The sequence below is a fragment of the Methylobacterium sp. CM6257 genome, assembly GCF_054611515.1.
The window spans coordinates 1,845,947-1,871,517 of record NZ_CM137735.1; the positions used below are offsets into that span (position 1 = coordinate 1,845,947).

At 63.6% G+C, this 25,571-nt stretch carries 29 protein-coding genes and 1 pseudogene; 17 read left to right on the plus strand and 13 right to left on the minus strand.

The annotated features are described in order from the left end of the window. Nucleotides 1–51: 51 nt before the first annotated feature. Entirely contained in the window at nt 52–981 is a 930-nt protein-coding gene (locus ACYCO6_RS09075; protein ID WP_459771239.1) for a LysR family transcriptional regulator, read from the minus strand. Between the two features lie 156 nt (nt 982–1,137). Between ACYCO6_RS09075 and ACYCO6_RS09080 the strand changes: the two genes are divergently transcribed. From ACYCO6_RS09080 to ACYCO6_RS09110, 7 genes and pseudogenes are all read left to right on the plus strand, one after another. Beyond that, entirely contained in the window at nt 1,138–1,704 is a 567-nt protein-coding gene (locus ACYCO6_RS09080) for an OsmC family protein (RefSeq protein WP_459771241.1), read from the plus strand. Nucleotides 1,705–1,991: 287 nt separating this feature from the next. After that, nucleotides 1,992–2,372 (plus strand): cyclic nucleotide-binding domain-containing protein, encoded by a 381-nt coding sequence (locus ACYCO6_RS09085; protein ID WP_459773486.1) that lies wholly within the window; start codon nt 1,992–1,994, stop codon nt 2,370–2,372. A gap of 103 nt (nt 2,373–2,475) precedes the next feature. After that, nucleotides 2,476–2,733: a DUF6489 family protein gene (locus ACYCO6_RS09090; protein WP_459771243.1), complete on the plus strand. Its 258-nt coding sequence runs from the start codon at nt 2,476–2,478 to the stop codon at nt 2,731–2,733. 172 nt (nt 2,734–2,905) lie between these two features. Then, nucleotides 2,906–4,429: an aldehyde dehydrogenase gene (gene adh / locus ACYCO6_RS09095; RefSeq protein ID WP_459771246.1), complete on the plus strand. Its 1,524-nt coding sequence runs from the start codon at nt 2,906–2,908 to the stop codon at nt 4,427–4,429. Nucleotides 4,430–4,542: 113 nt separating this feature from the next. Then, nucleotides 4,543–4,916, plus strand: a pseudogene (locus ACYCO6_RS09100) (globin domain-containing protein); the annotation flags it as partial. A 120-nt stretch (nt 4,917–5,036) separates the two neighbouring features. Then, nucleotides 5,037–6,097, plus strand: a protein-coding gene (locus tag ACYCO6_RS09105) for an IS630 family transposase (RefSeq protein ID WP_459771248.1) whose coding sequence is annotated in 2 segments (ribosomal slippage) — nt 5,037–5,538 and nt 5,538–6,097 — 1,062 coding nt in all. Because the reading frame shifts where the segments join, the coding sequence is not laid out codon by codon here. A 12-nt stretch (nt 6,098–6,109) separates the two neighbouring features. Then, the gene (locus ACYCO6_RS09110) at nt 6,110–6,553 is read left to right on the plus strand and encodes a hemerythrin domain-containing protein (protein WP_459771250.1); all 444 of its coding nucleotides are present in this window, start codon (nt 6,110–6,112) and stop codon (nt 6,551–6,553) included. 250 nt (nt 6,554–6,803) lie between these two features. On the opposite strand, the gene ACYCO6_RS09115 is transcribed toward ACYCO6_RS09110, so the two are convergent. The 6 genes from ACYCO6_RS09115 to ACYCO6_RS09140 all read right to left on the minus strand — a co-directional run bounded on the left by ACYCO6_RS09115 (nt 6,804) and on the right by ACYCO6_RS09140 (nt 11,495). Continuing rightward, nucleotides 6,804–7,250, minus strand: coding sequence for a 6-pyruvoyl trahydropterin synthase family protein (locus ACYCO6_RS09115; RefSeq protein WP_459771252.1), 447 nt, complete (start codon nt 7,248–7,250; stop codon nt 6,804–6,806). 137 nt (nt 7,251–7,387) lie between these two features. Next, a complete protein-coding gene (locus tag ACYCO6_RS09120) occupies nt 7,388–8,455 on the minus strand; it encodes a glycosyltransferase family protein (RefSeq protein ID WP_459771254.1) in 1,068 nt (355 codons plus the stop codon). Further along, on the minus strand, nt 8,452–8,802 hold the full coding sequence (locus ACYCO6_RS09125; protein WP_459771256.1) for a hypothetical protein: 351 nt from the start codon (nt 8,800–8,802) through the stop codon (nt 8,452–8,454). Before ACYCO6_RS09125 ends, ACYCO6_RS09120 begins: the two co-directional genes overlap by 4 nt. A gap of 190 nt (nt 8,803–8,992) precedes the next feature. After that, nucleotides 8,993–10,236, minus strand: a protein-coding gene (locus tag ACYCO6_RS09130) for an IS3 family transposase (RefSeq protein ID WP_459771258.1) whose coding sequence is annotated in 2 segments (ribosomal slippage) — nt 8,993–9,912 and nt 9,912–10,236 — 1,245 coding nt in all. Because the reading frame shifts where the segments join, the coding sequence is not laid out codon by codon here. Nucleotides 10,237–10,266: 30 nt separating this feature from the next. After that, on the minus strand, nt 10,267–10,680 hold the full coding sequence (locus tag ACYCO6_RS09135) for a hypothetical protein (RefSeq protein WP_459771260.1): 414 nt from the start codon (nt 10,678–10,680) through the stop codon (nt 10,267–10,269). A gap of 131 nt (nt 10,681–10,811) precedes the next feature. Then, on the minus strand, nt 10,812–11,495 hold the full coding sequence (locus ACYCO6_RS09140) for a hypothetical protein (protein WP_459771262.1): 684 nt from the start codon (nt 11,493–11,495) through the stop codon (nt 10,812–10,814). 38 nt (nt 11,496–11,533) lie between these two features. On the opposite strand from ACYCO6_RS09140, the gene ACYCO6_RS09145 reads away from it, so the two are divergent. Next, nucleotides 11,534–12,777, plus strand: a protein-coding gene (locus tag ACYCO6_RS09145) for an IS3 family transposase (protein ID WP_459761871.1) whose coding sequence is annotated in 2 segments (ribosomal slippage) — nt 11,534–11,858 and nt 11,858–12,777 — 1,245 coding nt in all. Because the reading frame shifts where the segments join, the coding sequence is not laid out codon by codon here. Between the two features lie 3 nt (nt 12,778–12,780). Here ACYCO6_RS09145 and ACYCO6_RS09150 read toward each other — a convergent pair. After that, complete coding sequence (locus ACYCO6_RS09150; RefSeq protein WP_459771264.1) at nt 12,781–13,617, minus strand: hypothetical protein; 837 nt, start codon at nt 13,615–13,617, stop codon at nt 12,781–12,783. A 99-nt stretch (nt 13,618–13,716) separates the two neighbouring features. Here ACYCO6_RS09150 and ACYCO6_RS09155 point away from each other — a divergent pair, with 99 nt between their 5' ends. Next, nucleotides 13,717–15,408: a hypothetical protein gene (locus ACYCO6_RS09155; protein ID WP_459771266.1), complete on the plus strand. Its 1,692-nt coding sequence runs from the start codon at nt 13,717–13,719 to the stop codon at nt 15,406–15,408. 59 nt (nt 15,409–15,467) lie between these two features. Here the strand turns inward: ACYCO6_RS09155 and ACYCO6_RS09160 are convergent, their stop codons facing one another. Then, nucleotides 15,468–15,800: a DUF2958 domain-containing protein gene (locus tag ACYCO6_RS09160; protein ID WP_459771268.1), complete on the minus strand. Its 333-nt coding sequence runs from the start codon at nt 15,798–15,800 to the stop codon at nt 15,468–15,470. Nucleotides 15,801–16,021: 221 nt separating this feature from the next. Here ACYCO6_RS09160 and ACYCO6_RS09165 point away from each other — a divergent pair, with 221 nt between their 5' ends. The 4 genes from ACYCO6_RS09165 (at nt 16,022) to ACYCO6_RS09180 (ending at nt 18,532) form a co-directional block, all read left to right on the plus strand. Next, nucleotides 16,022–16,591 (plus strand): tyrosine-type recombinase/integrase, encoded by a 570-nt coding sequence (locus ACYCO6_RS09165; protein ID WP_459771270.1) that lies wholly within the window; start codon nt 16,022–16,024, stop codon nt 16,589–16,591. 81 nt (nt 16,592–16,672) lie between these two features. Then, nucleotides 16,673–16,858, plus strand: coding sequence for a hypothetical protein (locus ACYCO6_RS09170; RefSeq protein WP_459771272.1), 186 nt, complete (start codon nt 16,673–16,675; stop codon nt 16,856–16,858). 4 nt (nt 16,859–16,862) lie between these two features. After that, nucleotides 16,863–17,330, plus strand: a complete 468-nt coding sequence (locus ACYCO6_RS09175) for a hypothetical protein (RefSeq protein ID WP_459771274.1) — start codon at nt 16,863–16,865, stop codon at nt 17,328–17,330. An 818-nt stretch (nt 17,331–18,148) separates the two neighbouring features. Beyond that, entirely contained in the window at nt 18,149–18,532 is a 384-nt protein-coding gene (locus ACYCO6_RS09180; RefSeq protein WP_459771276.1) for an MgtC/SapB family protein, read from the plus strand. 116 nt (nt 18,533–18,648) lie between these two features. On the opposite strand, the gene ACYCO6_RS09185 is transcribed toward ACYCO6_RS09180, so the two are convergent. Beyond that, the gene (locus tag ACYCO6_RS09185; protein ID WP_459771278.1) at nt 18,649–18,849 is read right to left on the minus strand and encodes a hypothetical protein; all 201 of its coding nucleotides are present in this window, start codon (nt 18,847–18,849) and stop codon (nt 18,649–18,651) included. 28 nt (nt 18,850–18,877) lie between these two features. Then, nucleotides 18,878–19,420, minus strand: a complete 543-nt coding sequence (locus ACYCO6_RS09190; protein ID WP_459771280.1) for a hypothetical protein — start codon at nt 19,418–19,420, stop codon at nt 18,878–18,880. 127 nt (nt 19,421–19,547) lie between these two features. On the opposite strand from ACYCO6_RS09190, the gene dctP reads away from it, so the two are divergent. Further along, entirely contained in the window at nt 19,548–20,582 is a 1,035-nt protein-coding gene (dctP, locus tag ACYCO6_RS09195) for a TRAP transporter substrate-binding protein DctP (protein ID WP_459771282.1), read from the plus strand. A 56-nt stretch (nt 20,583–20,638) separates the two neighbouring features. Here the strand turns inward: dctP and ACYCO6_RS09200 are convergent, their stop codons facing one another. Further along, nucleotides 20,639–21,556, minus strand: coding sequence for a LysR family transcriptional regulator (locus tag ACYCO6_RS09200; RefSeq protein ID WP_459771284.1), 918 nt, complete (start codon nt 21,554–21,556; stop codon nt 20,639–20,641). Between the two features lie 260 nt (nt 21,557–21,816). Here ACYCO6_RS09200 and ACYCO6_RS09205 point away from each other — a divergent pair, with 260 nt between their 5' ends. The 3 genes from ACYCO6_RS09205 to ACYCO6_RS09215 are packed head-to-tail and all read left to right on the plus strand — an operon-like array spanning nt 21,817 to nt 24,186. Beyond that, entirely contained in the window at nt 21,817–22,521 is a 705-nt protein-coding gene (locus tag ACYCO6_RS09205) for a haloacid dehalogenase type II (RefSeq protein ID WP_459771286.1), read from the plus strand. Continuing rightward, nucleotides 22,508–23,740: a CaiB/BaiF CoA transferase family protein gene (locus ACYCO6_RS09210; RefSeq protein ID WP_459771288.1), complete on the plus strand. Its 1,233-nt coding sequence runs from the start codon at nt 22,508–22,510 to the stop codon at nt 23,738–23,740. Before ACYCO6_RS09205 ends, ACYCO6_RS09210 begins: the two co-directional genes overlap by 14 nt. Then, nucleotides 23,737–24,186 (plus strand): PaaI family thioesterase, encoded by a 450-nt coding sequence (locus ACYCO6_RS09215; RefSeq protein ID WP_459771290.1) that lies wholly within the window; start codon nt 23,737–23,739, stop codon nt 24,184–24,186. The genes ACYCO6_RS09210 and ACYCO6_RS09215 overlap by 4 nt, the downstream gene beginning before the upstream one ends. 191 nt (nt 24,187–24,377) lie before the next feature. Here ACYCO6_RS09215 and ACYCO6_RS09220 read toward each other — a convergent pair whose 3' ends face one another. Continuing rightward, complete coding sequence (locus ACYCO6_RS09220; protein WP_459771292.1) at nt 24,378–25,268, minus strand: 3'-5' exonuclease; 891 nt, start codon at nt 25,266–25,268, stop codon at nt 24,378–24,380. Nucleotides 25,269–25,571: the final 303 nt, after the last annotated feature.

Here is a 25,571-nt window from a genome sequence, read left to right on the forward strand (position 1 = left end):
GGGCTTTCGGCGCGAAAACTGATCCGCGAGGGCGGCCGTGCCCGCGCTCTGTCACCCGGTCACGGCCCGGCCTGGTTGCCCGCTCTCCTCGACGGGTTGGAGGACCGCGGTGAGCGCGTGGATGCATTCCGTGATGTGGGTCAGTACCACCCGGATCCGCGGCGTGTCGCGGTTGTCCTTGTGAACCAGCAGCAGGACGTCGGCGCTGGGTGGCTCGGTCGGTACCGGAAGGCGCGTCAACCGAGCCTCCCCGTCGCCGCGGAAGCGTGCCAAGCATGCCAAGCCTCCTCCGCTGGCGGCCGCGAGCACGGCGGCTTCGTGGCTGCTGGTCTGAAGAACCACGGTGGCACGTGATGCCAGGTCGGTCAGCCACGCGGACTGGGTCATCTCCTGCGTGTCTTCGAGCTGCGTGATCAGACGATGCCCGGTGCAACCGTCATCGACATCCAGACCGCCATGGTTCCGGACGTAATCCGGTGTCGCGTAGATGCCGAAGGCGATGCCCCCGATACGCCGCACGACGAGATCGTGCTGCTCGGGCTGGCGCATGCGCAGGGAGATGTCGGCCTCCCGCATCGCCAAGCTCAGCTCTCGCGGATTAGGAATGAGCTCGATCATGATGTCGGGATGCTGCTCGTGAAGCTTGGCGAAGCTCGGCGCGAGGATGTGGGCGGCCAGCGTCTCGGCACAGGTCACCCGAACCAGGCCGCGCAGGCGGATGTCGCGGCCGGTGACGTCGCGTTCGAGGGCGATCGCCTCCGCCTCCAGGCGTTCGGCCTTCTCGCGAACGTCGACACCAGCCAACGTTGGCACGTAGCCGTCCGGCGTGCGGTTGAGCAGGCGCACCCCGAGGGTCGCCTCCAACGAGTTCAGGCGCCGCCCGACGGTCGATTGCGAGACATGCAGCACCTTGGCGGCGGCCGAGAGCGAACCGTGCCGGGAGAGCGCCAGGAAAAATCTCAGGTCGTCCCAGTCAAGCATGCGCTGCCTGCCATCCGTTTTTGCATTCCTCGTCGTCGACTTTGGTGACCGATTTCTCCGCCGGGAAGCTTATACTCAATCTCGGATATAACCACGGCATACATTTCTTCGAGGCCTGAGAATTTCAGAACCGGCTATCCGCGGGAAGGTAACTTCATGGCACGATCACCGAGAAACCCTGCCGCCGTGGTTCCCGTGCCCATCGACAAACGCGAACTCCAGGCGGTGATCGCCGAATGTAAAGCGGACCCGACCGCTGTCCGGACCCTTCGGTGCCGGACGGTCGCACAGGGACGACTGAGCCAACTGAATTACATCCGGAACTTGCCGCCACAGCCTGTGATGGAGGACGAGCCTGAGGGCTTGCTCGGCGACAGCACCGCGCCGAACGCCTCGGAAGCCCTGCTCGCCGCGTTGGGCTCGTGCCTATCCATCGGGCTCCACGCCAACGCCTTGAGTCGAGGCATCCCAATCCGATCGCTGGAGCTGTGCGTCGAGGCCGACATCAACATGACCTCGGTCTGGGGGAGCGGGGATCTCACCCCTAAGACCATCGGCTTCGAGACCGTTCGAGTTTCGGTCAGCATTGAGGCGGACGCATCGCGAAAAGTCTTGGCGGCGCTGATCAAGCACACGGTGTTGTGGTCACCGGTCGCGAATACGTTGCACAATCCGGTTCACCTCGACGTGGCCCTCGCACCAGCCGCAGCTGCCGCGGCCTGATGCGCGCGGGATCCGAGGCGTAGCGTTTCCCCCTCACGACCGGTCCGCGAGCGGCCTGACGGTGGCGGTCCCCATACTTGACGGGGATCATTCGGTCGCCGACCAGCGGGCGAGGCCGTTTCAGCTGGAAGGACAAGCTCATATCGATACGTTCGTCGTCGGCTGCACCAACCACCGAGCCCCCCATTCCCGTCCCTTCCAGCTACTCGGACGGACGCATCTCCAAGCTCCGTCTCATCAGTCCGTATACGGCCCTGCCGCTGGCAGAGCGCGACGCGCTGGAGCCGTTGAGCCGGCGTATTGCGCTCAACCCAAAGCAGAACCTCTTCGGTCAGGATGAACCAGCGGGCTCGGTCTACAACGTCGCCTCTGGCGCTTTATGCCTGTATCGCGTCCTTCCAGACGGACGCCGTCAGGTCACCGGCTTCGCCTTCCCGGGCGACTTCCTCGGGCTCTCGTTGGTCGACCGGTTCAGTGTCTCCGCCGATGGGCGGCACCCACCGCGGCGCCAACGACGGTCTCGTCTCCAGACAATTAGCCGGGGCAGAAATTTGCCGTGCATCGCGAACGCCGGGAAGAAGCGAACAGCCTATCGGCCGGATCAAACAATCTCTGATGCATTCTCGCATTGCGGGTCAGCGGGTTTGCTTTACCTGCGGTGCAGCTAATGCCTTAAGCTCTTCCATCGTGACTACACGGCGGCCGCAAAGGTCGTGCAGAGCCGGATTGATTCTCAGCTGCCGGCCGCCCCCGTCAGAAGGAGATGAGGCTATGAAAGTAACTGTCGAGGTTGATTGCACATCATTCGAGGCGCGGCAGTTCCTTGGATTGCCGGATATTCAGCCGATGCAGGCAGCGGTCATGGCCGAGGTGGAGAAGAAAGTTTTGGCGGAAATCGATCGCTTTTCGCCCGAGGGATTGATGAAAAGCTGGGTTTCACTCGTTCCCCAGAATCAGCAGCAGATCCAGGATTCCTTCGCGGCGATGTTCAAGCAAGGCTTCGGAGCGAGCATATCGCCGACGAACTGAAGGCTGCGAGGGGCCTCACAGGCATGAGCCCGCAAGGTTCAGAGTCGGTGCGTCCTTGCATAGCCGGTCGTCGAAGTTGCTCCGGGCGTCCTGCGGCCTTGCCGGTTAGAATTCGTCCAGAGCGATGTGGCAGCCGCCCGAGCGGACAGAGAGCCACCTTGAGGAAACGCCAATGAACAAGCCGGAATTCCTCGGCGACGCCAAGGTCAAGTCGCCCTTCTCGGCCCGCTACGACAATTTCATCGGAGGCAAGTGGGTCGCCCCCGTCAATGGCCGCTACTTCGAGAACACCTCTCCGATCACCGGTAAGGTCGTCTGCGAGGTCGCGCGCTCGGACGCCGCCGACATCGACAAGGCCCTCGACGCCGCGCATGCCGCCAAGGATGCCTGGGGCCGCACTTCCCCGGCCGAGCGCGCCGGCATCCTCAGCCGCATCGCCGACCGGATGGAGGAGAACCTCGACCTGATCGCGCTGGCCGAGACCTGGGACAACGGCAAGCCGATCCGCGAGACGACCAACGCCGACATCCCGCTGGCCATCGACCATTTCCGCTACTTCGCCGGCTGCGTGCGGGCGCAGGAGGGTTCGATCTCCGAGATCGACCACGACACGGTTGCCTACCACTTCCACGAGCCGCTCGGCGTCGTCGGCCAGATCATCCCGTGGAACTTCCCCATCCTGATGGCGGTGTGGAAGCTGGCCCCGGCGCTCGCCGCCGGCAACTGCGTGGTGCTCAAGCCCGCCGAGCAGACCCCGGCCTCGATCCTGGTCGTCCTCGAGCTCGTCGGCGACCTCCTGCCCCCGGGCGTGCTCAACATCGTCAACGGCTTCGGCCTCGAGGCCGGCAAGCCGCTCGCGTCGAGCCCCCGGATCGCCAAGATCGCCTTCACGGGTGAGACGACCACCGGCCGCCTCATCATGCAGTACGCGTCGCAGAACCTGATCCCGGTGACGCTGGAGCTCGGCGGCAAGTCGCCGAACATCTTCTTCGCCGACGTGGCGGCGGAGGACGACGACTTCTTCGACAAGGCGCTCGAAGGCTTTACGATGTTCGCCCTCAACCAGGGCGAGGTCTGCACCTGCCCGAGCCGCGCGCTGGTGCACGAGTCGATCTACGACCGCTTCATGGAGCGGGCGATCAAGCGCGTCGAGGCGATCACACAGGGCTCGCCCCTCGACCCGACCACGATGATCGGCGCCCAGGCCTCCTCGGAGCAGCTCAAGAAGATCCTGTCCTACATCGATATCGGCCGCCAGGAGGGCGCCGAGTGCCTGACGGGCGGTGAGCGCGGTACCCGCGAGGGCGACTTCGCCGAGGGCTTCTACATGACGCCCACCGTGTTCCGCGGCCACAACAAGATGCGGATCTTCCAGGAGGAGATCTTCGGGCCCGTGCTCTCGGTCACGACCTTCAAGGACGATGCCGAGGCGCTCGCGATCGCCAACGACACGCTCTACGGCCTCGGCGCCGGCATCTGGACCCGCGACGGGACCCGCGCCTACCGCTTCGGCCGGGCGATCCAGGCGGGCCGCGTCTGGACGAACTGCTATCACGCCTACCCGGCCCATGCGGCCTTCGGCGGCTACAAGCAGTCCGGCATCGGCCGCGAGAATCACAAGATGATGCTCGACCACTACCAGCAGACCAAGAACATGCTGGTCAGCTACTCGGCCAAGAAGCTCGGGTTCTTCTAGGAGTCATGCCCCGCACGAGAAGCGCCCGGGCTATGTTGTGACCAAGAACCAGAATGGTGACGGACACCTCGGGCCGATGCTGCGAGACGCGAAGAGCACGGAGTGGAATCATCATGCCGACTGCCCTGACCGACGGAAACGATTGAGCTCGTCAAAGGGACTGTGCCAGCCCTGGATGCCTACGGCCGAGCCATTACCGACCGCATGTATGAGCGGCTGTTCCGCACCCCGGAGAGCCGGGAGCTGTTCAAACAATCGCATCACAGTGAGACCGGATCGCAGTCGAAGGCCTTGGCTGCGGCAATCGTTGTCTACGCCCGCAACATCGAGAACTTGGGCCTGCTCGCCTCGCGCGTGGAGCGCATCACGCAAAAGCATGTCGGCCTGCAGATCTTGCCGCGGCATTATCCGTTTGTCGCCGATGCGCTACTAGGTGCTAGCAAGGACGTGCTGGGCGAGGGCTTCGACGCCAGAGATCTGCGCTGCCTGAGGTGAGGCCTACTGGTTCCTGGCTAATACCAACGGCGGCCGGGCGTGACTCCTTTTTGAATGACGGACTGGGTTTGGCGTGACTCTGTGCGTCCTGCTGAGTGGCGGGAGCGGTACGATGACCCTTGCGATCACACGCCTGGATCTGACGGCCGAGGATCTTCGGCGTGCGGCGCGGTCGAGCCGGAGTGTTGCCCAAGCCCGTCGCTGTCTTGCGATTGCGTCCGTCCTGGATGGCCAATCGCGTACGGCGGCAGCGGAGAGCGCCGGGATGCAGAGACAAACCCTGCGGGACTGGGTGCACCGCTACAATGTGGACGGCGTTGCAGGGCTGATGGATCGGCCGCGTCCAGCACGTCCCGGCCTGCTGAGTGCGGCGCAACGGGCGGCGTTCGACCGGATCGTCGAGGCGGGTCCCGACGTGGCGGCGGACGGGGTGGTGCGCTGGCGCCGCCGCGATCTCAAGCGGGTGGTAGAGGCTCGCTTCGGCGTGGTCATGGCCGAGCGCACGATCGGGGATCTGCTGCACGCCCGCGGCTTCCGCCACGTTTCGGTGCGGCCGCGTCACCCGAACTGTGACGCGGCGGCCCAGGCGGATATTAAAAAACCTTCGCCGCGCGGGTCGCGCAGGTGATCCCCGAGGAAGCCCGCGGCCAGCCGCTTGAGATCTGGTTCCAGGACGAGGCCCGGATCGGCCAGAAGGGCACGCTGGCCTACGTCTGGGCGCGCCGAGGCACGCGCCCGCGCGCCGTGCAGGACACGCGCTACGCCTCGGCCTACCTGTTCGGTGCCGTCTGTCCGCAGCGCGGCGTCGGCGCGGGCCTGGTGATGCCGCGCGCCGACACCGAAGGTTTCAACGCGCACTTGGCCGAACTCGCTCGAACCGTGGCGCCGGGGGCCCACGCCGTTCTCGTCCTGGACGGTGCTGGCTGGCACAAGAGCACTGATCTCGTCGTTCCCAGCAACATCTCGCTCCTGATGCTGCCGCCATACGCACCTGAACTCAATCCGGTCGAAAACATCTGGCCATACTTACGCCGCAACAAACTCGCCCATCGCCTCTACGACAGCTACGAGGCCATCGTCGAAGCGTGCTGCGACGCCTGGAACTGGCTCATTGCCGCGCCAGACACCATCACCGCCATCGCAAACCGGACATGGGCAAACGTGTCAGCATAACCCGCCGCTGGTATGAGAGAGGAGCACGAGCGTCTCGCGGGACCACTCGCGCGCGTGCGTGCGGTTGCAGATCAGCTGGCGACCCTTCCGCCCGCCGAGGCGGTCGTGGCGCTCGGGACAGTTGAAAACCTCGTGCGGGAACAGTTGCTGCGGCATGAGCAGGAGGATGACGCGCAGCTCTACCCACGGATCGAGCGGGCCCTCGGCGGTGACGATCCGATCGCAGCCATGCACCGAACCCATCGCGAGGTGCAGGAATTGGGCATCTTGTTGAGCCGCATGGTGGCCGACCTGCCGCCGGACGGCCCGGACCCCTCGGCGATGAACGAATTCCGGCGCGTGCTCTACGGTCTCGACGCGATCCTGCGCCTGCACTTCGCCCAGGAGGACGAGTTGTATCACGGCCTGGCCAGCACCCGCGCGGTCCAAACCGAGCCTCAGGCGGCGCCAGCCTGATCCCGGGGCTGTGACCGCGGCGCTTCATCCGTCGGACGGGCGAAGGCGTATCGGCCCGTTGCACCAGGCCGAAGGTCTGCGATGACACAGGTCGCCCCTATAAGCTGGCCTACTGTGACGTCCGCTTCGGAGAAGCCGCTAGGACCGGCTGAGCGGCCGAGATGGGCGCCTTGCGGAAGGTCAGCTTTCCGGCCGGATGCCAGAGTCTGTTACAGCGCCCAGCGAAAGCGGTGTGGGGCGTCGGGTGCCTCTACGCCAGCACCTTCGCCGCGTTTGCGCCGTGCTCGCGGACGTGAACCTCAGCGAGGCAGACACGTGGGCTGTGGCTCTGCTCGGCCAGCCAATTGCCAACCCAAGCGAAGATATACTCGGCGAATGCCTCGCAGCTCACGTGCGGGAGAACGACGAGCTGGACCAGACCGATCTCTTCCATCACTCGCATCTCGGACAGCAGCGGATCGTCCGCAGCGACCAGCGTCTTGTGGTCGAAGGTTTGCTCCAGCCACCGCCTGACCGGTTTCAAGCTGCCGAAGTCCATGACCCAGCTGCGAGCGTCGAGATCGTCGGCTTCGAACTCCAGGTGCACGGCGAGCGCGTAGCCGTGGAGGAACCGGCAGTGTGAGGCTGACCGCCACTGCCGAAAGCAGCAGGACAGGCCGATGTCGTGACCATACGTCTTCGTGCTGCGAAACTTCACGCATACAGCTCCAATCGTCTATACCGTCGCCCTCGCAGCCTAGTGCAGCGAGTGCATTGTACGCGGCTATGCCGCGCCGAGCCTCAGTTCGGCAGGCTACTGCGGCTCACCCGGAGGACCTGGCGGCCTCGTAGTCTCTAGGCGAACACCCGGGTGTACAGCGCCTCTCCTGAGAAGAAGGGCGTCAGCTGCTGGCGGCAGGGCTCCAGATCGAACCCGTCTCCCGCGGCACGAGCGAGGACCTTGTCGAGGTAAGCCACCAAGGCGGGCTTGTGCTGCTGGTAATCCTCCCAGCTCGCGGTCCATTCCGGGCGGTACCGAAACTCCTTCGGGTACATCTCCTTGTAGGAGAGCCGGTTGGGCACCACAGGCACAGCCCCGGCAAGCACGCCCTCGTAGCAGCCGATCCCGAGGGTTTCCTGCAAGGAGCAGGAGAACACCACACGTGCCTCAGCGAGGTACCGGTGGTACTCGGCTTTGCTCAGCGCTTCCTCTTGGCACACGACGAAGTCCCAGGCGGTGAACTCCGCGGCAAGGTCCGCGAAGATGCGGACCTGCTTCTCCGGTGCGATCCGGTGAGGGAACAGCACGAGGTTGCGCTTGGGTGTGGCCGCGTATGGCTTGAGCACGCCGCTCAGGTACTCCATAGGCCAGCCGCACTGGGCGATGCGGGTGTCGTCCTTGCTGACCCGCAGGCCCTTCCGGAATAGGTCGATGTGGTACTGCGTGGCGAACACGCTGACATCATAGGCCTCGAACAAAGCCCGCTCCATCGCCTCGGCCCAGGGCCCATCCTTGTGGTCGATGCGCCCGAGAAAGTCGTTTGGGTCGTAATGGCCGGCGTGCCACAGGCCGATGATGCGCACGGGCACGTTCAGCAGCGCGCTCATGTAGCGGATCTGATGCACGCCAGGGTGCCAGGCATCGCTTATCAGGAACACGTCGCCGGGCTGCACCTCGCCTCGTTGGAAGCGGCGCGCGACCTCGGCGATCTGTGTGCTCTTGAAAACGTTGGTGCCGGCAAAATCGAGGAACGCACCAGCTGTTGGCTGCTGGTCAGGCATTTCGCCCGTGACCACGTGGACGCGAGCATCAACACCCCCGTCGGCTGCGCCATGAGCCAACTGCTCAGGCAGATGCCGCCGCCACTGCTCGGTGTATCGCTGTTCGTGTGCCTCGATAGGCAGCAGCCAGATGTTCTTCACCGGGGCTCCTGCTCATAGCGCATGAAGGCACCGCACTCGCCGTCCTCGTCCACCTCGATCCAGATGTCTCGGTTCTGGAAGCGCTGTTCCTGAACCATTCGTGCATGGAGTTCATTGGCCAGCATCTCGCAACTTTTGCCGTCAGCCTCCAAAGCGCCGCCGCGCTCGTACAGGCTTTCCAGCCAAGCCTGCGTCATGTGGAACTCGATCTCGCGATTGTCGCCCCATACCTCGATCCACACACGGAAGCCAAACTGATGCCGATGGCGCTCGCGCAGATAGGCAACCTCTTCCGGCGCACCCGGATAGCAGTGGAAGCCACGCACCTTGAACGTGACCCAGATCATACGCTTGCTCGCGACACTCGCGATGGATGCAGCAGAAGTCATTAGGCAGGAACCCTCTGGGTCATTCTCTTGTTGTGAAGATGACGAAGCACGAGCCAGATCACAACATTACTCGCCATCTTGCCGATGTAGTGCGAGATATAATTTGGGACCTGTACCGCCCGCGGATTGTGAGACACCGATCTGAAGCCTATGCGGCCAAGGCCGCGGGTGGAAGCTGCGCGGTGCGAATGGCGGCTGGTGGTCGGAACCCGTGCCGCTCGATCAGCCACGTCTTATTGTAGAGGTCGCGAAACGCCAGCAGCGCGCGGCGCAGGTCCTCGACCGTGTCGAAGTGCTTCACCCACAGCAGGTTCTCCTTGAGCGTGCGGATGAAGCGCTCGGCGCAGCCATTTCCTTCCGGCGCTCGCACGAAGGCGGGCGAACTTGCGATACCCAGGAACGCCAGCTCCGCCTGGAAATCGTCCGACATGTACTGGCTGCCGTGATCGTGCCGGACACTCAGGCCGGAGGCGATCTCGGCCGTAAAGCCGCCGAAGCGCTGCCGCACACCCTGGCGGATCGGCTCCAGCGCCTCAAAGCGCGTGGCCCGGCGCGCCGCATGGAGGCCCACGCATTCGGCCGAGCAGTGGTCGACGACCACGAACACCGCGACCTGCCCCTCAGCCGTCCAGGTGGTGGTCAGATCAGTGCCCCACATCGTGTCCACCCTCTCCGGGACGATGGTGCCGTCGTGGTTGCGCGGGCCGCGCGGTGTGCCGACGCGAGAGGGGGCGAGCAGATCATGGGCGCGCATCAGGCGCAGCACGCGGCGTTTGGAGGTGCGCACGCCCTTGTGGCGCAGCCGCGCCCAGACCTTGCGGTGACCCTCGCCGTGAAAGGGGCTGTCCGTGAGGGTGGCGCGGATCTGCGTGAGTAGCGCCGCATCCGGCATCGGCCCGACCGGGCCGGGACGGCGCGACGGCTCGGGCCGGGCGGGTGAGAGGTGCCGGTGGACGGTGGCGCGCGACACGCGCCAGATCCGGCACACCCGGGCCAGTCCGTAAGCTTTGCCGCTGGCAGGCGAGACGGCCCGGCTCATAGCCGCGACCTCCTGCGGGCCAAAGGGCCGGGGCCGCGCGCCTCCAGGGCAGCGATCTTGGCCTCCAGCAACTCGCGCTCGATCAGCATCTCGCCGAGCTTGGCCTTCAGTCGCCCGCTCTCCAGCGCGTCCGCATCAAGGGACCGGGTGGAGAGACTGGCCTCGCCCGCCGTCAGGAAGGCGTCGCGCCAGCCCGACAAGGTCGCGGCCGTCACGCCTAAGCTGCGCGAGACGCTCTCCAGGTCCTCGCCGCGCAGCAGCCGCAGCACCGCATCCCGCTTGCGCTGCCGGGACATGCGCCCGCCGCGACCAGGACCGACTGCGCCTGCATCTGCCTTCGTATCCGAGCTCATCGTCCTCACCCCTGTCGCGGAGACCGTCCGCTAACGGGGTGTCTCAAGCAACCGGGAGGCGGAGGAGACCGTTAGTTCGTGCAGGCCGTACAAAATGATAGCGCCATCAAACAACGTCGCTACTGCCGACGACTTGAGTATGCGATCCTTAATGTCATTCATGTCCAACTTATGCCACAGGAACTGATCAATGCCTTCGGCGACCAGGAACGCTGCTCCGCTGAACAAGCCGAGACGACCATCGATCAGCACGCATACGATGGCAGAGGCCGCCAGAGTGCATGCTATCACCCAGTCTCCGATCACCTGCTGGGTGTAGTCGCGCAGCACGAAGATGAGCCCCACCAGCAGCGTGCCGGGGATGATGGGGAACGTTGCGGCGGGATCATCAGAGAACGGGATATGCACGAGGTACACGGGCACCAGATGAGCGAACTTGTTCACCAACACGCCACAGCCCACATACGCGACGATGAGCAACAGGGTTAGAAGTGGTATTTCATTCCATCGCGGCTTGTATGTGCCCCTTAGGAAACCGACAATTTTTTGATTTAGCATAACAACCAGAACCTAACTCAATCCACCAGCGCATCCAGTATGCTACGGTTGTCGTCTATAAATGCGTGCGCTTGAGAGGGCAAGATGCCCGTCCATGCGTGATTTTTGCTGAAAAGCATTTCAACTCTGGTGCGGATCTTGATCAGTTCCGCGGGAAAGTTGTCCCTGATCTGAGCATTGTTGCTTGTCCAATTCTCAAGAACCGTCTCCATGGCACGGGTGATGGCGTCCACATTATGCGCACACATCAGGTAAGACGTGCGGCTTGTGGGCTTGAGTACGAAGTTTTGGGGATCGGGGTCATTCCTGTCCTGCCTAACCACGGCGACATCGTTCAAGCGCAGCGTCTTACCGATTATGCTAATGGCCGAGTAAGGCGTGGGTCGGCCGTGGTTGACCCTATAGTTTTGGGGAGGAACAACGCGATTTCGCTCGGCTTGTGCTCGCGAATGGCACCACCCGTTGATTGTGAATGTGAGTTCACTCTCGTCCGCGTACTCACTCAACGGAGCCTCAGATGGATGAAGATACTTCCACGCTAGTTTGACATCATCGATCGTGTACCACGCCATCAACTGATAGCGTTCATTAGCCTCTTGAAACGGCGTCGCTGTATCAAAGGTAATTTGTAATTCGGGATTGATGCTGGCGCGGATGCATCGCTGAATGGTGGTCCTCCGCCTCCCGGTTGCTTGAGACACCCCGTTAGCGGACGGTCTCCGCGACAGGGGTGAGGACGATGAGCTCGGATACGAAGGCAGATGCAGGCGCAGTCGGTCCTGGTCGCGGCGGGCGCATGTCCCGGCAGCGCAAGCGGGATGCGGTGCTGCGGCTGCTGCGCGGCGAGGACCTGGAGAGCGTCTCGCGCAGCTTAGGCGTGACGGCCGCGACCTTGTCGGGCTGGCGCGACGCCTTCCTGACGGCGGGCGAGGCCAGTCTCTCCACCCGGTCCCTTGATGCGGACGCGCTGGAGAGCGGGCGACTGAAGGCCAAGCTCGGCGAGATGCTGATCGAGCGCGAGTTGCTGGAGGCCAAGATCGCTGCCCTGGAGGCGCGCGGCCCCGGCCCTTTGGCCCGCAGGAGGTCGCGGCTATGAGCCGGGCCGTCTCGCCTGCCAGCGGCAAAGCTTACGGACTGGCCCGGGTGTGCCGGATCTGGCGCGTGTCGCGCGCCACCGTCCACCGGCACCTCTCACCCGCCCGGCCCGAGCCGTCGCGCCGTCCCGGCCCGGTCGGGCCGATGCCGGATGCGGCGCTACTCACGCAGATCCGCGCCACCCTCACGGACAGCCCCTTTCACGGCGAGGGTCACCGCAAGGTCTGGGCGCGGCTGCGCCACAAGGGCGTGCGCACCTCCAAACGCCGCGTGCTGCGCCTGATGCGCGCCCATGATCTGCTCGCCCCCTCTCGCGTCGGCACACCGCGCGGCCCGCGCAACCACGACGGCACCATCGTCCCGGAGAGGGTGGACACGATGTGGGGCACTGATCTGACCACCACCTGGACGGCTGAGGGGCAGGTCGCGGTGTTCGTGGCCGTCGACCACTGCTCGGCCGAATGCGTGGGCCTCCATGCGGCGCGCCGGGCCACGCGCTTTGAGGCGCTGGAGCCGATCCGCCAGGGTGTGCGGCAGCGCTTCGGCGGCTTTACGGCCGAGATCGCCTCCGGCCTGAGTGTCCGGCACGATCACGGCAGCCAGTACATGTCGGACGATTTCCAGGCGGAGCTGGCGTTCCTGGGTATCGCAAGTTCGCCCGCCTTCGTGCGAGCGCCGGAAGGAAATGGCTGCGCCGAGCGCTTCATCCGCACGCTCAAGGAGAACCTGCTGTGGGTGAAGCACTTCGACACGGTCGAGGACCTGCGCCGCGCGCTGCTGGCGTTTCGCGACCTCTACAATAAGACGTGGCTGATCGAGCGGCACGGGTTCCGACCACCAGCCGCCATTCGCACCGCGCAGCTTCCACCCGCGGCCTTGGCCGCATAGGCTTCAGATCGGTGTCTCACAATCCGCGGGCGGTACAGTGGTGAGGATGCAACCGCTCTCGAATGTTCCCGTACCCAGCACGTGAATGTGCTTGATGTGCGCTAGGTTGCCGTCGTCGCGCATGTCGATCAAGCGATGCAGCATGAGCCGGTAACTGGTCTTGCCTTCGCCCGCGAACGCCACTCCCTCAGCGTTTGCGATGAAGCGCTGGTGCGCCTGATACCATTCGCGGCTCTCTGGCTCGCTGGTGCCTTGAAGCACCACGAGGAGTTTGGTGCCCGGCTGGCGGTGCATGAGCATGAGGTCGGTGTTGATCACCGTCTGCCGCAGGCATGCATTGAATGGCACGCTTAGGCCATTGGCCCTACTCATTGCCTCGATGGGCTCGCCCTCAACGTCGATGAGCCGGCGGACATGCTGCTCCATCTTTCCCGTGTCGATGCCGCCCGTGGGGAAATCGAGGGCCATCACGTAGTCGCCGTGCTGCTCCTGCCATCGCAGCGACTGCAACACCGTGGCTTTGCCGCGCCACGGTCCCAACGTTCCCTGCTGGATTTGAAATCCGCCGCTGTCGGCCATGACGAATGAGTGATTGGGATCGCGATCGGTTATGATCGTGCGAGCGCTGTCGAGCAAACCGCTCTCCCGGATGACCTGCCCTGCACTCGCGAGTGTTGCGGGATAGCGGAAGATGCCACCAGCACGGAGGTAGTCCAGCATGGTGCCGGGAAGACCTTCGCAGCACCAGTTAGGGTCGTTCGCCACCTTGGCATAGCCGTGGCTGATCGCCGGCAGGTAGCGAGCCACGTTGGTGAGATGGGGGAAGAGCTTGTCGAACATGCGCGCCCAGGTGGGCGACGCGACTTAAGAAAGGCATAACGAAGCGCGGATAGGAGGCGCGAGATTTTAGTTTTCTAAAATTTCTTGGAAGTCGGACACGTGTCATCCAACAGCACCACCGCGGCAGACCAGATAGAGCATGAACTAGATGACATCGATGATCGCCTTAAAGCCGCCGAGCGGCACGCGGGTAAGGCTCGCAAACACGAGGATGCATTCTGGTCTCGCGTGTACCAAGCCCTGCACGACATCTATGAGGTTTGGTATCCGCTGCTGAACTCCGAACACTTGATTGAAGCCTACTGCCATCGGCACGATATCGATTTTAATAGCACAAAGCGAGGCAACCGTTTCTATGCTCCCATTCAATATTGCTTTAGGAATGCAAGAAGCGGCGGGTCAATCACTCACTATGCCGATACCCTCAAAGAAGCCGACCGGATTGGCAAGAAACCTCACGAACTCGTTGAGTGGGTGAAAAAGCACGATGGTCCTGACGGCGTTTATGCGATCGTGGCCGCGAGGAGGAAAGCCGCAAGAGCCGCGCGGGCCGCTGCGGCACACCTGCCGGTTACCGCGCCTCAACCCGCATCTCAGCCTGTGCCGCAGCCGGTTTCCACCCAACCCGGTATAGCGCTTCCAGCAGCCCCCTCGCCCGCCACCGCCACTCAGCCTACGAATACGATTGGGCGAGTTGTTGATGCCATCCGCGCAGTCAACCATCTGGTGAACGGTAAAGAGAAGCGACCGGCCGGCAGAGACGACCGCTTCTTTCTGGTGCGCAATGTTGCTAAGGAGAGCGGTCGCAATCTATGCGTGGAAAACACAGACAGTAGACAAACTTTCACCACCGCACGTATCGCGCTGCCATTTGCGTGGAATGATATCGGTGATCGTGAATACATGATCTCCCATCGTGAGGGTGACCGCTTGTCTCGGGTGCTCAGTCAGAGCCCCAACTGGACGTTGAATGCTGAAGTGGATGAACTTGAGTTTCGCTCCGCCGCGGGTCATCGTATCGTCGCATCTGCGCTGAGCGACATGGATACGCACCACAGGCACATGGCAGTGCCCACAGGCCATGGAACGCATCTCGCGCTCACTGCTGATAGAGCACGCGATTTCCTAAAGTGGTTCAAGAAAATCAAAGATAGCGTACACACACAGTCCAGACATCAGCGCAATGAAGCGCTCAAGCAGATCATGCGGCATAAGGAAATTCTCGACGGACTTTGGAGGCAGCAAAGCCGGCTCCGCCATGGCAAGCGCACGATCATGCACGTTCCAGTCTCCAATCGGCTACTAGATCAAAATTCCTATGAATTTCAGATGCCTGCTAAAGTTGTTTTTCCGCGCGCGCTGGACCTTGTCCCCGGCAAGTACTCGGTGAAGCGAGGAGATATCGATCCCGCCCTAACGGGTGATGAGGCTGAGGAGATGATTTGGCAGGATGTCCTCGAGGTAAACTTGTTCTCGACCTACCATCTCCCGTTTGCCACATTGGCGGACAACTTGCAGTGCCAGCCCTTCCATGCAGCCGGTGCGGTTCGCATCGGGGAGGATGTTCGCCTACCCTGGCTGGAACTTGAGTGTTTGTGTGAGATGCTCGTGACCAGCGGCAACACCGCGAGCGCGCAGTTCGTCAACACGGACGAGGTTCATGCGGCCCTGCTCGTTGAGTTCGCCCACGGAGGCGAGCAGGTTCGCTACATGATACCCACGGTTAAGTCGGCATCGATGCTGCGCCGCCACGCCTGTCAGCCGTTGGTCAAATCGGTGCAGGCAGTTTGAGCAGGTAGGAAAGGGGCTGCGCTGGCAGCCCCTTTCGCACATGCCCTACGGGGGCGGTTTTACGCCACGATCCTACCTGCGGCTCGCGCGTCACGCGCGTACGCGGACAACGACTTGCTGGCTTTGAACGACGGGTCGCGCTCAAGGCCGATCGCGAGCCCGGCACTCACCTCCTTCAGTTCCTCAAGGCTGACATAGCCGAGCTCGGGCTCACCAAAGCCAAGGTCGCAGAGGCCATACAGGGTGTCGCCATCCGCCTCCATCGCGCAGATCAGCCAGGTAGCCGGCCCCATTGGGTTGAACAGCTTGAGCACGGGGCGGTAATCCCGCTCCGGCTCACGGCCGTTGGCCAGGAGCAGCTCTCGGGTAGCTTCGTCGATCAGGGGCAGCATGGACATCCTCGCGAGTGTGACGAGGAAGCCGTGCAGCCAGGCTGATCAAAGAGCGAGCACGCCAAGTGTGAGGTGTGCCCGCACCAAACATCATAAAAACTAACTTTTATGATATTTCGAGCTAAGTCGCTGATCTTTTTGAGATCAACTCAGCGCTCACTCTACGTTCAATCTGGAAACATCATGCGTTGTGGCATAGGCGCACAAAGTATGAGGTTTCAGTGAAGCAGGCACGCGTACCCACGGAGGCTGAGTTCAAGCGCCTGGTGGCCGTAGTAGGGCAGGGGCGGCACGGAGCGCGGAATCGAGCTGCCCTGATGCTCAGCTACCTCGCCGGCCTACGCGTGGGGGAGATCGCAGCGCTCCGCTGGGGCGATCTCCTCGACAGCGAGGGGAGGGCGCGCGAGCAGCTCCGGCTGAGTGCGGCTGTTACCAAAGGCGGACACGCGCGCGTGGTGTTCATGAACGCGCGCCTCCGGCGTGAGATCGAGCTGTTCCGATCGACACTGCCGGCACCGCCCACCGCGCAGCAGCCCGTGCTTATCACCCAGAAGCGCACGGCGTTCAGCGCGAATACGCTGTGTCAGCTCATGCGCAGCTGGTACGATCAGGCCGGGCTGGATGGCGGCTCAAGCCACAGTGGTCGCCGTTGGTTCATCACACGCCTCGCGCACTCGGGCATTTCATCGAAGGCCATCATGATGCTGGCCGGCCACCGTCATCTCTCAACCACGCAGCGCTACATCGACGTCAACGACGAGATGATGCGCGCCGCCGTGGAGGTGCTCTGATTGCAACGGCAGCATGAGTGCCCGTCGGCTGGCGGTGGCGATGTTTTACGCCTCGGTAACCGTGCGGCACGAGAGTAGCTTATGCTCAACCCCTCGGCACCACGCACCCTAACCTTCCTCGTATCTCTCGTGCTGATTGGACTGGCCGTTGTCAGCCTGTACATGCGCATCCCGACCATCGGTCCGACTGTGGTGAAATTCAGGACGTGGTTTTTCGTTGGCGCCTACGTCGTGCTGGCGCTCGGGGTGGTGTCGAAGAGCCTGTGACCCGATGCCCACCATCTACTTGGATTGCGACGGCGTGCTCGCCGATTTCGATGCTAGTGCCGAACACGTCTTCGGCATGCCGCCTAAGGAGTTCGAGCAGCGCTTCGGACCCAGGCAGTCCTGGAGCAAGCTGGTTTCACTTGACAATTTCTTCGGTGAACTACCGCTACTTCCTGATGCCATGGAACTCTACGAGGCGGTGCGCCATCTGCAGCCGATCATCCTTACTGGATTGCCGCGCGGGAACTGGGCTGAACCGCAGAAGCGCCGCTGGGCAGACAGGCACTTTCCGGGTGTCGAGGTGATCACCACCCGCGCGGCGCTGAAGCGCGAGCATTGCCGTCCAGGTGATGCCTTGGTCGATGATCGTGAGAAGTACCCCGGTCTCTGGGAACAAGCTGGCCGCACCTTCATCTACCATCGCGACGCAGCGTCTTCGATCAGAGAGTTGCGTGCGCGCGACTTTTTTTGAGAAGCGCCGGTGATATCCGCATCGACGTTCCTAGACAAAGATCTGCCGTCCCCCATATGATACGCGAACGCTGTCAGCGCGAGTTGCGCGGCTGAGCGTGTTGTTTTCAGGATCCCTGCACACATGAAGCGCCGTAGTGCGCGACCGTTCACGGTCGAAGTTAAACACACTCGTACATCGCGTGCGTCGCTAACTAACGCCACAGCGCGCCCCCGCAAAAGCAATGATCTCTGGCGGGGCATACCGCTGGATCCGGGTGGTGAGCCTGTTGAGGCGAAGCCGGTGCGGCCTGCGCCCGTAGTTCACTCGAAGCCCGTGCAGCCCGAGGCACCCGCTCCTCGCGTACTGCCGAGCCTGGTGCCGACATTCTCGATGCCGCTCGAGCCCGAGGTGCCGGAGGTGCGTGAGGTACCTGCCGTTGACCGCCTGCCGCGCGTCCGACGGGCCAAGCCGCCGGCCGAGCCCGTGCAGAAACCAGCCTCAAGGACCGGTGCCGGGCGCGCGCCGCGCGCCGGGTCGGCGACCCAGCCGCAGGTCACGTCTGCGGCTGCTCCTGCCCCGATCGCGAAGCCTGCCGTGGCTACTCAACCTGCTGCGGCGCAGGCGCGTTCAGTACGGCGATCTCAGCCGACCGAAAAACTGCGTGCCGGCGAGCGCTGGAAGCGGCGGCTTCCGCGGGTTCTCTGGTGACCTAGCCCTGCGTTGGCTGCCGCACGCCGATGATCACGACGGCTGACCTTTGCTTACGTCTCGCTTCTGCGGTGCTCGTCGGCGGGCTCATCGGCATCAACCGTGAGGCGCGCACCTAAGCTGTCGGCGTGCGCACCCTCGGGCTCGTCGGCCTCGGATCAGCCCTGGTCACGCTGTCCGGATCTGGCTTCTCAGGCGAGATGGACGCCAACGCGAGCCGCGCCCTTCAGGGTCTGATCACCGGCATCGGGTTCCTAGGTGCCGGTGTGATCGTGAAGGGTCCGAGCGAGGAGCAGGTACACGGCTTGACCACGGCAGCGGCGATCTGGGTTACGGCAGCGCTTGGCGTGGTCTGCGGGCTCGGTGCTTACCTTCCGCTGGTGATCAACCTCGTGCTGATGGCGCTGCTGTTAGGCTTGGGCGGCTATATCGACGACGCCGTGCACGGCTGGTGGCGCGGGACGGATCACGGAGAGGCCGAAGGTCGGAAGACGTCCGACGGCCCTCGATAGCTCCGAATTTCCGAGCAAACGTCAGTCGATTGTTCGTTCGAAGCACGAAGGCGATAACCGCATCGGCGCCCGATTTGCCGGGTTGGATAAGCGACGCCTCATGACGGCAGAAGCGACTACGCCAACTCAGCGTCCGGCTCAGTGGGTGCAGCATCACATGCCTCACAGGCGCGGCGCAGGAGGCTGCCCAACTCCTCCGGCATGGTGTCGGGGCTAGGCAGATCGAGCTGCCGCTTCAGTCCGTGGGCGACACCCTGCAGCACGGCATCGGTGCCATCATCGCTGCCGCTGGTGTGGAGGTCCTTGAGTTCACGCATGACAAATGCTCCCGGTCAGCAGCTCCTTTCACGGGTGCATCTGGCCGAACTGTCGTGTGGCAGTAGACAGCTCAGATAGTGCCTCCGGCTGTAGTTTGAAATGGATAGCAGCCATGCGGGCGGACGTGCCCGCGCGCACATCGGTCTCCAGCTGTTGAGCCGCAGATCTGGCCGCGAAAATGGCCACGCCAGCGCCCATGAATTTGCCCAGCTGCGATTGCCGCTCCGCATCTTTCGGTAATTTCCATGCTGACTTGATCCACGCCACCTGCGTGGTACCCCGCCGCTGCTCGAAAGCGGCAGGAAAGGTGCAGATTGCGGCGGACATCGTGGAACTCGTCAATTTCTGCTCGAACGTCATGACGAGCGCGGCCAGTCGGCGAAGATCGATTGCCCGACGCTCGTCATCGCCAGGGCCTTTGACCGGCTTAGGACGCTGGACGAGGCTAACGATCTTCGCGCAGAAATACCCGGAGCCACCCTCGAGGGGATCGAGGGCACAGGACACATGGCCCCCCTCAAAAGCCCGGAACAGGTCACGGATACCATGGCCCGTTGGCTGTCCGAACATGCCGGACGGCGCATCCGCCCGGCGGGCCAATCGGGCGTGTCAATCGTCACATGTGAAATATCGATTTTGTAAGGGCGCCTCCGACTGGTCTTGTATCTGTAAAGGTATAATACCCTGGAGGAAGCCCATGCCGCTCGATGGCATCGTTGCGCGCCGAACGATCCTGCGCTCGGCGCTCGCCGCGCCGTTCATTTTGCCGTTCGGCATCAATCGCGCCAGGGCGGCGACGGTCCTGAAACTCTCCCACCAATTTCCCGGATCCAACGGCGACCAAGGCGACTTCCGCGACCGCATGTGCCGGAGGTTTGCGGCGGAGGTGAATGCCCGGACCAAGGGTGCGCTTGAGGTCCAAGTCTACCCCGGCTCGTCTCTGATGAAGACGAACGCCCAGTTCAGCTCCATGCGCAAGGCCGCCCTCGACATGAGTTTGTGGCCACTCGCCTACGCCAGCGGCGAGGCGCCTGAGACCAGTATCGGCCTGATGCCGGCGCTCGTCGGCTCCTATGAGCAGGCGGCACTCTGGAAGAACGCACCGATTGGGCGTCGGCTGACGGAACTGATGGCGGCCAAAGGCCTGATCTTTGTGAGTTGGGTCTGGCAGTCCGGCAATGCCGCGAGCCGCGACCGGCCGCTCTATCTGCCGGACGACGCGAGAGGGCTGAAGGTCCGCGGTGGCTCGCGGGAGGTCGACCTTCTCATGAAGGCCGCCGGGGCCGCCACCCTCAACCTGCCCTCCAACGAAGTCTACGTGGCTATGCAGACGGGCGCTTGCGATGCGACGATCACGTCCTCGACAAGCATGATCTCCTTCCATGTTGAGGAGCTGGCCAAGCATCTCACCTCGGGTCGCGGACGCTTCTACTGGTTCATGCTGGAACCCATCATGATGTCGAAGGCGATCTTCGACGGCCTGCCCAAGGATCAGCAAGAAGCCATACTCTCGGTCGGGGCCGAGATGGAACCGTTCGGGCTGCACGGCGCGCAGGCCGACGACGTCGAGGTCGAGAAGGTGTTTGGTGAGGCCGGCGCGAAGGTCGTGCCGCTGGACGATAGCGCACTTGGCAAGTGGCGTACCCTCGCGCAGGATACTGTCTGGAAGGAGTACGCCAACCGCTCCTCGACCTGCGCCGAACTCCTGAAGCTGGGTGAGGCAGTCTCGTAAGCTCAGCCGGACTGAGCCGGACTCAGACCGAGACAGCAGCGTTCGTCAGGCGACGCTCAGCTCTCGTCCAGGGCGGCTGCGATGGATCGGAACCGAGCCCGCAGCCAAGTGATGGCCGGGTTCTTGTCGTGCCTGCGGTGCCAGTAGAGCGACCAGGCGAAGGGTTCCGACGCGAATGGGAGGTCGCGCACCGCCAGCCTATGCCCGGCCGCAGTTAGGGCGGAGGCCAGCCGCTGCGGCATAACCGAGAGCAGGTCCGACTGGTTCAGGACGTGCGGCACGAGGAGCCAGTGCGGGACGTTCAGCGCCAAGCGACGCTTGAGGCCGTCGCGTGCGAGCACGTCGTCGACGAAGCGCAGGTCGGTGGGCGACATCGAGACCTTGAGGTGTGGGTGTGCCAAGAATTGGTCGAACCCCATCGGTCCCCCTGCAGCAGGATGATCCTCCCGCATCGCGCAGACCATGCGATCCTCCATTAGAACTTCCGACTGGATCGCCGTGGAATGACCGAGGCCCATGCTGACGGCGAGGTCGATCTCGTCCCGTTCCAAGCCTTCCACGGTTTTGGATGGGGAAAGGTGCACGACGTCGAGGTGAAGCCCCGGCGCCCGCGCGCCCCAACCTTCCAGCAGTGACGGCAGCAGGATTAGGCCGAGCAGGTCGGACAAGCGGACCGTGAAGGTCCGTTGCGCGACGGCAGGATCGAACTCTGTGTCGTGGTCGAACACACGCTCGATCTGACGCAGCACCTGCCGCGTCGGCTCAGCGAGTTCAAGTGCGCGAGGCGTGGCCTGCATGCCAGTCGGGGTGCGGACGAGGAGGTCGTCCTTGAACAGGTGCCGCAGGCGAGAGAGAGCGTTGCTCATCGCCGGCTGGCTGAGGCCGACCTTCTCGGACGCCCTGGTGACGTGCAGTTCCGTCAGAAGGGCGTCCAGAGCCACAAGGAGATTCAGGTCGACGGAACGCAGATTCATCAGGGCTCCCATAAGCGTGTCGTGCATCGCGGCCCGTGACGCGGTCTCGGACCATGCATGTTTCGATGGCCGGGCCGAGACCGCAAGGATCGTCTCGCAGTGCGCGGCGATCCAATTCCAGGCTCCATCGCATCGGGCTGTAAGCCGCATCCGTCCGCGCCATTCATGGTCGCAATGGACGAAGATCGAGAATCAATTTTACCGCGGCGCTCGGTGTTGCTTTACCTCGGGCCGCGGAAATTCAATGCCGAGGCAGAAAGATGGCCATCGCCGACGATCTGAAGAAGACCATCAAGGTCTGCATGTTCGACCAGTACGGGACGGTCGTGGACATGCAGGGCGGGCTCGTCAAAATCGCGACGCCCTTCCTCAAGGCGAAGGGCTGGACGGGCAACCCCAACTCGTTCGTGACGTGGTGGCGCCGCACGCACTTCGAGAACTCCATGATCGACGCCCTCCTGCACAAGGAGCACACGCCTTACCGCGAAATCGGGCAACGCGCCGTGGCCCATGTGCTGGAGAGGTCCGGAATTCACTACACCATGGACGAGGTCCGCGATCTCGTCGCCGAGATCGAGAAGTTGGAGTGCTTCCCCGAGGTGCCCGAGGCGCTGGCCCGCCTTCAGACGAAGTATCAGCTCGTCGTCCTCTCAAACGGCGATCCGGACATGCTGGAGACGGCCAAGCAGTACCACAAGGTGCCCTTCGACAAAGTCATCTCGGTCGCGGAGGCGAACGCCTTCAAGCCGCACGTGGCGACCTACACCAAGGCCGCCGAGATCCTGGGCCTGAGCATGGACCAAATCCTGTTCGTGGCCAATCACGCCTTCGACGTCATCGGTGCAAAAGCTGCCGGGATGCGGACCGCGATGATCAACCGCCGAGACCGGCCGTTCGAGCGCACGCCCTATCAGCCCGACATCACGGTCTCCACCATGACGGATCTCGCCCATGTCATGGTCTGACGGGAAGCCTTTGGCGGGCGTCAAGATCCTCGATCTCTGCCGTGTCGTCTCCGGTCCGTTCGCGACCATGCAGCTCGGCGATCTCGGCGCGGACATCGTCAAGATCGAGGAGCCCGGCAAGGGGGATGAAGCCCGAACCTATGGACCTCCGTTCGTGGGCGGCGAGAGTGCATACTTCCTGTCGATCAATCGCAACAAGCGAAGCTGCGCGGTCGACCTGAAATCCGCGGCCGGGCGTGACCTCGTCGTCGCGCTCGCCGCCACGGCCGACATCGTGATCGAGAACTTCCGGCCCGGCACCATGGACCGCCTCGGCCTCGGCTACGAGGCGCTGCGGCGCCGGAACGAGCGCCTGATCTACTGCGCCATTTCGGGCTTCGGGCAGACGGGACCGGACGCCGGCCGGCCCGGATACGATCTGATCGTGCAGGGCGAGTCAGGCGTCATGGACATCACCGGGGATCCGGATGGTCCGCCCACGAAGGTCGGCACGTCGATCGCCGATCTGGTGACCGGCTTGTACGGGGCCCAGGCGGTGCTCTCTGCTCTAATGCAGCGCGCGCGCACCGGCACGGGTGGCCGCGTCGACGTGTCGATGCTCGACGCCATGGCCTCCCTGTTGACCTTCAACGCCGGCATGTACTTCGCCGCAGGAACGAGCCCACGGCGACGGGGTAACGCGCATCCGACGATCAGCCCATACGAGACCTTCCAGGCCGCGGACGGTTGGATCAACGTCGGCGTCGCGAACGACCGCTTCTGGAGCAGCTTTTGCCGTGCTCTCGACCTACCGGATCTCGCCTCGCGAATTGAGTTTGGTCGGGCGTCGGAACGGGCAGCGCGGCGCCCAGAGCTCAAGGCGATCCTGGAGCCGATCTTCTTGCGCAAGCCGCGCGAACACTGGATCGCGCTTCTCGGCCGGGCCGGCGTGCCGTGCGGTGCGATCCGGACTGTCGGGGAGGTTTGTGAGGCGCCGCAGCTGGCCGAACGAGGGGTGACCCGGAGATTTAACCATCCCACAGCGGGGGACGTACGCTATCTAGCAAGTGCAATCCGCTTCGATGACCAAGCGCCTCCGGATGCTGTGCGGCCGCCGATGCTCGGGGAGCATACGCCTGCCGTGCTCGCCGATTGGCTTGATCTCGACACGGCCGCGGTTGAACGGCTTGATGCCGAGGGCGCATTCGGACGTCCTCGAACAGGTGAGACTGCTGCATGACTGACGAGCAGGCAAACCGGCGTGCGGCGCTCGGCACCGCCATGTTGGCGCGGGCCCAGGCGAGCGAAGCTCAGCAGTTCGGTTCGTTCTTCCTCTCCCGCCTCCTGGGGTTCGAAGTCTCCTACATTGACGAGACGTGCATCGTTCAGTTCGAGGCCGTACCGCCTCTATTCAATCCGCAGGGCACACTCCACGGCGGCGTTCTCGCGACAGCGATGGATGTATCGATGGGGCACCTGCTGCATCATGTGGACGGAGCGGGCGCGACGTTGGAGATGAAGGTCCAGTATCTCGCTTCAGTGATGGCGGGGCTTGTGCGCTGCAAAGGAAGCTTCCTGCGTCGGGGTCGCGGTATATCCTACCTGCAATCCCATGCATTCGACGGGGACGGACAGCTCGTCGCGCACGCGACCGCGACATGGAAGCTGCGGAAGCCTTCTTCGTGAAGTTCAATCCAGCCGAGGGTCTGCAATGCCATTATGAGCAGCCCTTCAACGAAGGTGGCTTGAACAGCTGCTGACCGCACCGCTCGTCGACGAGGCTGCGCGCATGGACTTGATCGCCGCGGCCCCGCTGGTTGTGTCCCGAGGTGCCTCACGGGCTTTTGCGCCTGTACCGCGCGATAGGGTTTGGCGGCTCACCAGTCGGGATTGGTTCGGGCGGAGAAACGGTCGCGCGCGGTGAACCGGTCGGCCGGCAGGTTGGCAACGGAGCGGCCGAAGACTTGTTCGCTGAGGAAGGTGCGCTCTACCTCGATCTGTGCCTCATCGAGGTCGATGTACCAGCTACGCCGCTGGCCGCTCCACCGGTAGCGCCGGGCTTTGAGCACGTCCTTGGTGGTGATTGGGGATCCCTCAGCCCACAACCGGACTGTCGGTCTTCTGGCAGTCTCCAGCAGGGCGGCCAGCGCCAGCTGACCGGAAATCCGCAAGGGCCGGGCGAGCAATGCCAGCAGTGCGTGGCAGTCGTCGATCGCACGGTGCCCACGGTGAAAGAATCCGTAGTCGGCAAGCAGGTAGCCGAGCTTCAGACCCTCGTGGCCCTCAGCGCGCCACGGGATCTGTTGACACGAGCAGCCCCAGTTCTTGTCGCGGAACACCGGCCAGCGCGGCTCACACATCTGGCGGTCGAAGCTGGCGTTGTGCGCGATCACCACCGCGGCATCCGTTGCTATACGTGCCACCGCCGCATCGTCGATCCGCTGCCCGGCCACGTCGGCGTCGCTGATGCCGGTCAGCCGGGTGATCTCCGGCGGGATTGGCTTTGCGGGCTGGTGCAGCTGGTTCAGGGTATCGAGCACGCGATAGATGCGACCGCTGGCGCCATACTCGAATTTGACGATGCCGAGCTCGATCACCTCGTCCCCGACGAAGTCCGTGCCGGTGGTCTCCACATCGACCACCAGACCGATGAACGTGGGTTCGTCCGGGGCGTCCGGGTGGTCGGCTAGCGGCTGCAATCGGCGCAGCACGCGGTACTCACCCGTGCTCTCAAGGACGCCCGCGATGCTGTCGAGAGGATCGCTCACGCCACGCTCGCCCCGTCACTCCAACCCTCAGGCTGCCCCGATGCGGTGCGGCCTGGAGTAAGGGTTACGCGCGGTGCGTCTTAGCCGCGAGGTTCGCCCCAGCAGCGTCCACAGCATATGCGTGCGTTCTCCAGAGGCCGGTGCACGAGTTGACGTCGGCGACGGGGCAATGCGGGCCGCGGCCTTCGTGTCAGTCCACAGCTCAATAGGGCTCCTTTCGAAGGCATTGCGATCATCCACGGCAATCGCGGGCAGCCGGTAGCATTTCGGTAAGGAGCGGCGTCGGAAGCCCTGGTCCCGCTC